General features: G+C 67.9%; 5 protein-coding genes. 1 reads left to right on the top strand and 4 read right to left on the bottom strand.

Annotated features, from left to right (window positions below):
* Positions 1-72: 72 nt before the first annotated feature.
* Together creC and creB are read right to left on the bottom strand one after the other, a co-directional pair.
* Positions 73-1,548: a two-component system sensor histidine kinase CreC gene (gene creC, locus HPA01S_RS21990; protein ID WP_084360911.1), complete on the bottom strand. Its 1,476-nt coding sequence runs from the start codon at positions 1,546-1,548 to the stop codon at positions 73-75.
* 4 nt (positions 1,549-1,552) lie between these two features.
* Positions 1,553-2,257, bottom strand: a complete 705-nt coding sequence (creB, locus tag HPA01S_RS21985; protein ID WP_066273578.1) for a two-component system response regulator CreB — start codon at positions 2,255-2,257, stop codon at positions 1,553-1,555.
* Between the two features lie 166 nt (positions 2,258-2,423).
* Here creB and HPA01S_RS21980 point away from each other — a divergent pair, with 166 nt between their 5' ends.
* The gene (locus HPA01S_RS21980; protein WP_066273576.1) at positions 2,424-4,742 is read left to right on the top strand and encodes a penicillin-binding protein 1A; all 2,319 of its coding nucleotides are present in this window, start codon (positions 2,424-2,426) and stop codon (positions 4,740-4,742) included.
* A gap of 139 nt (positions 4,743-4,881) precedes the next feature.
* On the opposite strand, the gene HPA01S_RS21975 is transcribed toward HPA01S_RS21980, so the two are convergent.
* Both HPA01S_RS21975 and HPA01S_RS21970 read right to left on the bottom strand, forming a co-directional pair.
* The gene (locus HPA01S_RS21975) at positions 4,882-5,862 is read right to left on the bottom strand and encodes an NAD(P)H-dependent flavin oxidoreductase (RefSeq protein ID WP_066273574.1); all 981 of its coding nucleotides are present in this window, start codon (positions 5,860-5,862) and stop codon (positions 4,882-4,884) included.
* 121 nt (positions 5,863-5,983) lie between these two features.
* On the bottom strand, positions 5,984-7,774 hold the full coding sequence (locus tag HPA01S_RS21970) for an acyl-CoA dehydrogenase (RefSeq protein ID WP_066273570.1): 1,791 nt from the start codon (positions 7,772-7,774) through the stop codon (positions 5,984-5,986).
* Between the last annotated feature and the right edge of the window lie 157 nt (positions 7,775-7,931).

The following is a 7,931-nucleotide window of genomic DNA, read 5'->3' as shown; positions in this document are numbered from 1 at the left end:
CAGGGGGTGTTCTCGATCCCTCGCGCTACGCCGGCCCGAGATGCCGTCCCCCCTCGAAGCGCCGAAGGCGCGCTACAGAGGGGGGAAGCCGCGCAGCGGCGCAGGGGGGTGTTTCGGCAACCACCAGCGCGCCTCGCAGCCAGGTGGCGGCTGCACGTTGTCCACCCACAGCTGGCCACCATGCAGCTCGTTCACCTGCTGCACCAGGCACAGGCCCAGCCCGGAGCCCTTGTCCATCGCCTCGCCGCGCGGCAGTGAATAGAAGCGCTCGAAGATGCGCTCGCGCGCGTAGTCCGGCAGGCCCGGGCCCTGGTCGCGCACCGACCACTCCAGTTGCCCGTCCACCGCCTGCAAACGCAGCCGGAGTTCACCCTGTTGGGGTGAGAAGTCGATCGCGTTGTCCAGCAGGTTCTGCAGCGCCTGGCCGATCAGGAATGCATCGCCCTGCACCACCTGACCGTGCCCGAGCTCGTCGTGCACCCGCAGCGCTTTCAACCGCAGCCGCGGTTCGAGCCGCTGCAGCAGCTCGCGCGTGAGCGCGCTCAGGTCCACCGCTTCGCGCGTGGTCAGGCCCTGCATCTGCTCCACATGGGCAAGTTGCAGCAGCTTGTCCACCAGCAGTCGCAGGCGCTCGGCCTGGCGTTCGATGTTGCCGGCGAAACGTTGCCGGTCGGCCGCGGGCAGTTCTTCCTGCAGCAGTTCGGCGGCACCGCGGATCGCCGCCAGCGGGCTCTTGAGTTCGTGCGTCAGCGTGTGCACATAGGTCTCGACGTAGGCCTTGTCCTCCAGCTTGAGCCGCATGCGCTCCAGCGCCGCGGCCAGGTCGGTGAACTCGGTGCTGCCGCTCAAACGCCCGAGCACCGGCAGCGGCACGCGCTCGCCACGCGACACCGCGTTGGCGTAACCGCGCAAGCGCGAGAGCGAGCTGGCGATCCACCAGCTCATCAGCACACCGATGAACAGCGACAGCCCCAGCAGCACCCAGGACCAGCGCAGGATGCGCTGCTCGCTGCGGTCGATGTAGGGCTGCAGGCGCTGGTTGGGCCGCGAGACGGTGAGCACGCCGATGGTGCGGTCGCCGTCGCGAATGGGCGCGGCCACGTGCATCACCGTGTTGTCGGGGTCGTACGGGCTGGCCGGGCTGGAGCGCGCGCCGTATTCGCCGCGCAGCGTGCGCACCACGTCGTTCCAGCGCGAGTGGTCCTGGCCGATGGCTTCGGGCAAGGTGTCGAAGCGCACGATGCCCTGCACGTCGGTGATGGTGATGCGGTAGTCGATGCGGTCCTTGCGGAAGCCGCTGAGGTCGGCGGCCGGCCGCGCCGCGTCCAGGCCTTGCAGGGAGCGCGCGAAGAATCCATCGGCCATGGTGCCGGCCTTCATGTCGGGCGTGGCGAGTTGCGCCAGCGTGTACGCCGCGTCGACCAGGCTGTCTTCCATCGCCAGCCGCGTGCCGGGCTTGACTTCGTCCAGCAGCACGCGCAGCACCACGAACAGCGCCAGGCCCAGCACCAGGAAGAAGCCCAACAACAGGCGCAGGCCGATGCGCATGGTGTCAGGCCGGCAAACGCAGCGAATAGCCCATGTGCCGGTGGGTCTGGATCAGCTCGGCCGTGAGGCCGCGCTCACGCAGCTTGGCGCGCAGCAGCTTGATGTGGGCGTCCACCGTGCGGTCCGAGGTGTGTGGCGCGCTGCCCCACACCAGGTCCATCAATTCGGTGCGCGAGAAGATGCGCTGCGGCCGGCGCAGCAGCGTGGCCAGCAGCAGGAACTCATACCGCGTGAGGGCCAGCACCTCTCCCGCACACACGATGCGCTGCGCCGCTTCGTCCAGGCTCAACACGGCGATGGCCTGTGGTGCTGCATCGACCGGCGCCACAGGCATCGCGGCACTGCCCGCGCTGCGCCGCAGGATCGCGCGCACCCGGGCGCAGACCTCGCGCGGCGAAAAGGGCTTGACCACGTAGTCGTCGGCACCCAGCTCCAGGCCGAGCACACGGTCGATCTCGTCGTGGCGCGCGGTCAGGAACACGATGGGCAGTTCGCTGGTCTTGCGGATGGCGCGGCAGACATCGAAGCCGTTGCCGTCGGGCAGGCCGACGTCAAGCACCGCCAGATCGGGCGGCGCCTCGGCCCAGGCCGCCAGGGCCTCGCGCACCAGGCGCACATGCCGCACCTCGAAGCCCTCGCTTTGCAGCGCGTAAATCAGGGTGTCGGCGATGGCCTGTTCGTCTTCCAGCAGCAGGATGCGCTTGCGCATGGGGGGTTCGGGGAATCGGATGGAGCGGGCATCTTACCCGGGGGGGCATACACCCGGCACCGCCCGGAACGGCGAAAAAAACAGGGGCCACGCAGGACACAGCTGGTTACCTGGACGCACTTTGACCACACCTTCGCTTCACGTGGCGGCGGGATAATTCAGCCCCATGCTTCAGACCACCTTGCGCCGCACGGCCCTTGCCCTTGCGTTCATCGCAGCCGTCTTTGTTGCGCTCCCGGTCCCGGCCTCGCCGTTCGACCTGCCGCCGCTGGACCGCATCGTCAACTACCAACCCAAGCAGCCGCTGCAGGTGCTCACCGCCGACGGCGAGGAGATCGCGCAGTTCGGTACCGAGCGGCGCGAATACGTGCCGCTCTCGCGCATGCCCCTGCGCCTGCAGCAGGCCGTGCTGGCGGTGGAAGACGCGCGTTTTCGCGAACATTCCGGCGTCGACCCCAAGGGCATGGCGCGGGCGCTGTTCGCCGCCGTCACCGGCGGGCGCAAGCAGGGTGCTTCCACCATCACGCAGCAGCTGGTGCGCACCATGCTGCTCACGCGCGAGTTCTCGGCGGAGCGCAAGGCCAAGGAAATCTGGCTCGCGCTCAAGCTGGAAGACGAAATCTCCAAAGACCGCATCCTGGAGATCTACCTCAACGAGATCTTCCTCGGCCAGCGCGCCTACGGCTTTGCCGCCGCCTCGCAGATCTACTTCGGCAAACCGCTGGACAAACTCTCGCTGGCCGAAACCGCGATGCTCGCGGGCCTGCCGCAGAACCCCTACTACGCCAACCCGGTGGCCAACCTCGAACGCGCCACACAACGCCAGCGCGTGGTGCTCGAGCGCATGCGCGCCACCGAGGTGATCGACGACAAACAGCTCGCCGCCGCGCGCGCTGAAAAACTGGTCATCCGCACGCCGGGCCAACGCAGCGTGCACGCGGCCCACGTGGCCGAGATGGCGCGCCGCATCGTGGTGGAGCGCTTCGGCACCGAGGCCTACTCCAGCGGCCTGCGGGTGACGACCTCGCTACGCGCGGCCGACCAGCGCGCCGCCCACACTGCGGTGCAACGTGGCGTGCTCGCCTTGGACCGGCGCGGCGCCTGGCGCGGCCCGGAAGACCTGGAAACCCTGCCCGCGGGCAACGGCGCCGAACTGGAGCGTGCGGCCGCCGAAGCGCTGAAAGACCACCGTGACGACGAAACCCTGCGCGTGGGCATCGTGCTCACCGCCAGCCCCAAGGCGCTGGAGGTGCAACTGGCCAGCGGCGAACGCATCACCGTGGAAGGCGAAGGCCTGCGCTGGGCACAGCGAGCGCTCGACGCCAAGGCCAAGGCGCCGCTGAAGATGGAGCGCGGCTCTGTCGTGCGCGTGATCGCCAACGGCAAGGCCAAGGACAAGAAGACCACCCTGTGGGCCATCTCACAGTGGCCCGAGGCCGAAGCCGCGCTGGTGTCCATCGACCCGCAGACCGGGCGCGTGCGTGCGCTGGTGGGCGGGTTCGACTTCACCAGCCAGCCGTTCAACCACGTCACGCAGGGCTGGCGCCAGCCCGGCTCGGCGCTCAAGCCCTTGTTGTACTCGGCCGCGCTGGAAGCGCGCGTGATGCCCGAAACCCTGGTGGACGACCTGCCCTTCACCGCCGCCAACGGCTGGAGCCCGAGCAACAGCAATGGCGAACACCAGGGGCCGATCACCGTGCGCGAGGCCTTGAAGCGCTCAAGCAACCTGGCCAGCGTGCGCATCGTGCAGCACACCGGCACCCAGGCCTCGCGCGAATGGGCCGGCCGCTTCGGCCTGGACGTGGCGCGCCAGCCCAACGACCTCACCCTGGCCCTGGGCACCGGCAGCGTCACGCCGCTGCAGATGGCGCAGGCCTACGCCACCGTGGCCAACGGCGGCTGGCATGTGGCGCCGGTGGTGATCGAGAAAATCACCGATGCGCAAGGCAAGGTCTTGTTCGAGGCACCCCCACCGGCCCCGCTGGCGGAAGAGGCGCGCGCCATTCCGGCGCGCAACGCCTACGTGGTGTCCAGCCTGCTCAACGACGTGGCGCGCAGCGGCACCGCGGCGCGCGCGCAGGCCACGCTCAAGCGCCCCGACCTGTATGGCAAGACCGGCACCACCAACGACGCGGTCGACGCCTGGTTCGCCGGTTACCAGCCCAGCCTGGCCACCGCCGTCTGGGTGGGTTACGACAAGCCACGCAGCCTGGGCGGCGGCGAGTCGGGCGGGCGCATCGCCTTGCCGATCTGGATCGACTACATGGGCACGGCGCTCAGGGGTGTGCCGGTGGCACCGACGCCCGCACCGCCCGACGGCCTGGTGCGCGACGGCGAAGACTGGCTGTACGCCGAGTGGCGCGATGGCGGCTGGGTATCGCAGATCTCGGACACCGCCGGTGTGCAGTACAAGACCAACTTCGGCAACGAAGTCGGCAAGGTGTTTGAGTCGTTCGGCGCCTGGCTGCGCGGCGAAAAGAACTAGAAGCACCCCCTGCGGCGCTGCGCGCCACCCCCCTCAAAGGGGGGCAACACCAGCGGCCCGGCGAAGCCGGTTCCGCGGTGTTTCTGGATGACCGGCAGCGCCGCCAACGCGGCCTGCCCCGGCACTCACAGCAGACGGATCAACCAGCGCAGATGCGCGCCTTCGCTTCGGCGTACTCGCGCTTGAAGCGGGCCACCAGCTCGGCCGCCGGCAGCACCTCGCGGATGGCGCCGATGCCCTGGCCGCAGCCCCAGATGTCGCGCCAGGCCTTGGCTGCGTTGGCGCCTTCGCCGGTGCCGAAGTTCATCTTGCTCGGGTCGCTCTGCGGCAGGTTGTCGGGGTCCATGCCGGCGTTCTTGATGCTGCCCTTCAGGTAGTTGCCGTGGATGCCGGTGTAGAAGTTGCTGTAGACGATGTCGTCGGAATCGGAGCTGGTGATCATCTCCTTGTAGCCGTCGACCGCGCGCGCTTCTTCGGTGGCGATGAAGGCCGAGCCGATGTAGGCCAGATCGGCGCCCATGGCCTGCGCGGCCAGGATGGCACCGCCCGAGGCGATGGCACCCGACAGCGCCACCGGCCCGCCGAACCACTGGCGGATTTCCTGCACCATGGCGAACGGGCTCTTCACGCTGGCGTGGCCGCCGGCGCCGGCCGCCACCGGGATCAGGCCGTCAGCGCCCTTCTCGATCGCCTTGTGCGCGAACACGTTGTTGATCACGTCGTGCAGCACGATGCCGCCCCAGCTGTGCACGCCCTGGTTCACGTCTTCGCGCGCCCCCAGGCTGGTGATGACGATCGGCACCTTGTACTTGGCGCACAGCGCCATGTCCTGCTCCAGCCGGTCGTTGCTCTTGTGCACGATCTGGTTGATGGCAAACGGCGCGGCCTTGTTGTCGGGGTTGGCCTTGTCGTGTGCCGCCAGTGCCTCGGTGATCTCGGCCAGCCACTCGTCCAGCTGCGACGCCGGGCGCGCGTTGAGCGCCGGCATCGAACCCACCACGCCGGCCTTGCATTGCGCGATCACGAGCTTGGGGTTGCTGATGATGAACAGCGGCGAGCCGATCACCGGGAACTTCAGGTTCTTGAGAACGGGCGGCAGGCTGCGGGCGGGTGCGGTCATGGAGTCTCCTGGGTGGGCAAGTTATCCGTTCGCATCAAGCCTGCCGCCACGCGCTTGCGCTTCTTCCGGCAAGGGTGTCGACAAGCTCAGCCCGAACGGTGCTGTTGGGCGCGCCTGGGTTTCAGAAAGCGTCAACGGCCAAGGCCGTCACCGCTTCTGCACCATCGACGATCGCATCGCGCACGCCAGGCGCGCGGCTGAGGATGTGGTCGGCATAGAAGCGCGCGGTGGTGATCTTGGCGTTCATGAAGGCCTTGTCCTGTCCCTGAGCGGACAGGTCCTCGGCCACCACCAGCGCGCGCGCCAGCTGCCAGCCGGCCACCAGGTTGCCCGCCAGCATCAGGTAGGGCACGCTGCCGGCAAAAGCCGCGTTGGGGTTGCCCTTGGTGTTGGCGGCAATGAACTCGACCACGTCCACAAAAGCCTCACGCGCGGCCTTCAGGCGTTTCAGCACGGCCTTGGCGTCGGCGCTGCTGCGCGCGGCCAGTTCGGCTTCGGTCTTTTCGATCTGCGCGGCAAGCGCCTTGGCGCCGGTGCCGCCGTCGCGCGCGGTCTTGCGGCCCACCAGGTCGTTGGCCTGGATCGCGGTCGTGCCTTCGTAGATGGTGAGGATCTTGGCGTCGCGGTAGTACTGCGCCGCACCGGTCTCTTCGATGAAGCCCATGCCGCCGTGCACCTGCACGCCCAGGCTCGTCACCTCCAGGCTCATCTCGGTGCTGTAGCCCTTGACCAGCGGCACCAGGAATTCGTAGAAGGCCGCGTTCTGCTTGCGCACCTCGGCGTCGGCGTGGTGGTGGGCGGCGTCGTAAGCGGCAGCGGCCACGCTGGCCATGGCGCGGCAGCCTTCAGTGGAAGCGCGCATGGTCATCAGCATGCGCTTCACATCCGGGTGGTGGATGATGGGCGCGGCCGTGCTCATCGAGCCATCGACCGGACGGCTCTGCACGCGGTCCTTCGCGTAGCCCACGGCCTTCTGGTAAGCGCGTTCGGCGATGGCAATGCCCTGCACGCCCACCGCGTAGCGCGCCGCGTTCATCATGATGAACATGTACTCCAGGCCGCGGTTTTCCTGGCCCACCAGGTAGCCCACGGCGCCGCCATGGTCGCCGTACTGCAGCACGGCGGTGGGGCTGGCCTTGATGCCCATCTTGTGTTCGATGCTCACGCAGTGCACGTCGTTGCGAGCGCCCAGCGAGCCGTCGGGGTTCACCATGAACTTCGGCACCACGAACAGGCTGATGCCCTTCACGCCCTCGGGTGCGCCGGTCACGCGCGCCAGCACGAGGTGCACGATGTTGTCGGCCATGTCGTGCTCACCGTAGGTGATGAAGATCTTGGTACCGAACACCTTGTAGCTGCCATCGGGCTGCGGCTCGGCGCGGCTGCGCACCGCGGCCAGGTCGGAGCCGGCCTGCGGTTCGGTGAGGTTCATGGTGCCGGTCCATTCACCGCTCACCAGTTTTTCGAGGTAGGTGGCCTTGAGCTCGTCGGAGCCGGCGGTGAGCAGGGCTTCGATTGCGCCGTCGGTCAACAACGGGCACAGCGCAAAACTCATGTTGGCGCTGTTGAGGATTTCGCCACACGCCGCACCAATGGTCTTGGGCAGGCCCTGGCCGCCGAAGTCCACCGGGTGCTGCAGGCCTTGCCAGCCGCCTTCGGCGTATTGCTTGAACGCTTCCTTGAATCCCGGCGTGGTGGTGACCACACCATCCTTGAACGACGAGGGGTTCTTGTCGCCCTCGAAGTTCAACGGGGCGATCACGCCTTCGTTGAGCTTGGCGCACTCTTCCAGCACGGCTTGTGCGGTCTCCAGGCCAGCGTCTTCGAAGCCCGGCAGCTGCGACACCTGGTCGATGCGCGCCAGGTGTTCGATGTTGAACAGCATGTCCTTGAGGGGGGCGGTGTAGCTCATGGTGGTCTTTCCTCGGAATTCAGGGATGCAGATACAACAAGGGCATCGCGAACGATGCCCTTGTCTGGTTCAAAGGGCTCAGAGCGCCTTGATGAGTTCCGGCACAGCCTCGAACAGATCGGCCTCCAGGCCGTAGTCGGCCACCGAGAAGATCGGT

The sequence above is a fragment of the Hydrogenophaga palleronii NBRC 102513 genome, from assembly GCF_001571225.1.
GTDB classification, from domain to species: domain Bacteria; phylum Pseudomonadota; class Gammaproteobacteria; order Burkholderiales; family Burkholderiaceae_C; genus Hydrogenophaga; species Hydrogenophaga palleronii.
Note: the sequence above shows the minus strand (reverse complement) of the source record. Positions and strands in the feature narration are given on the sequence as shown.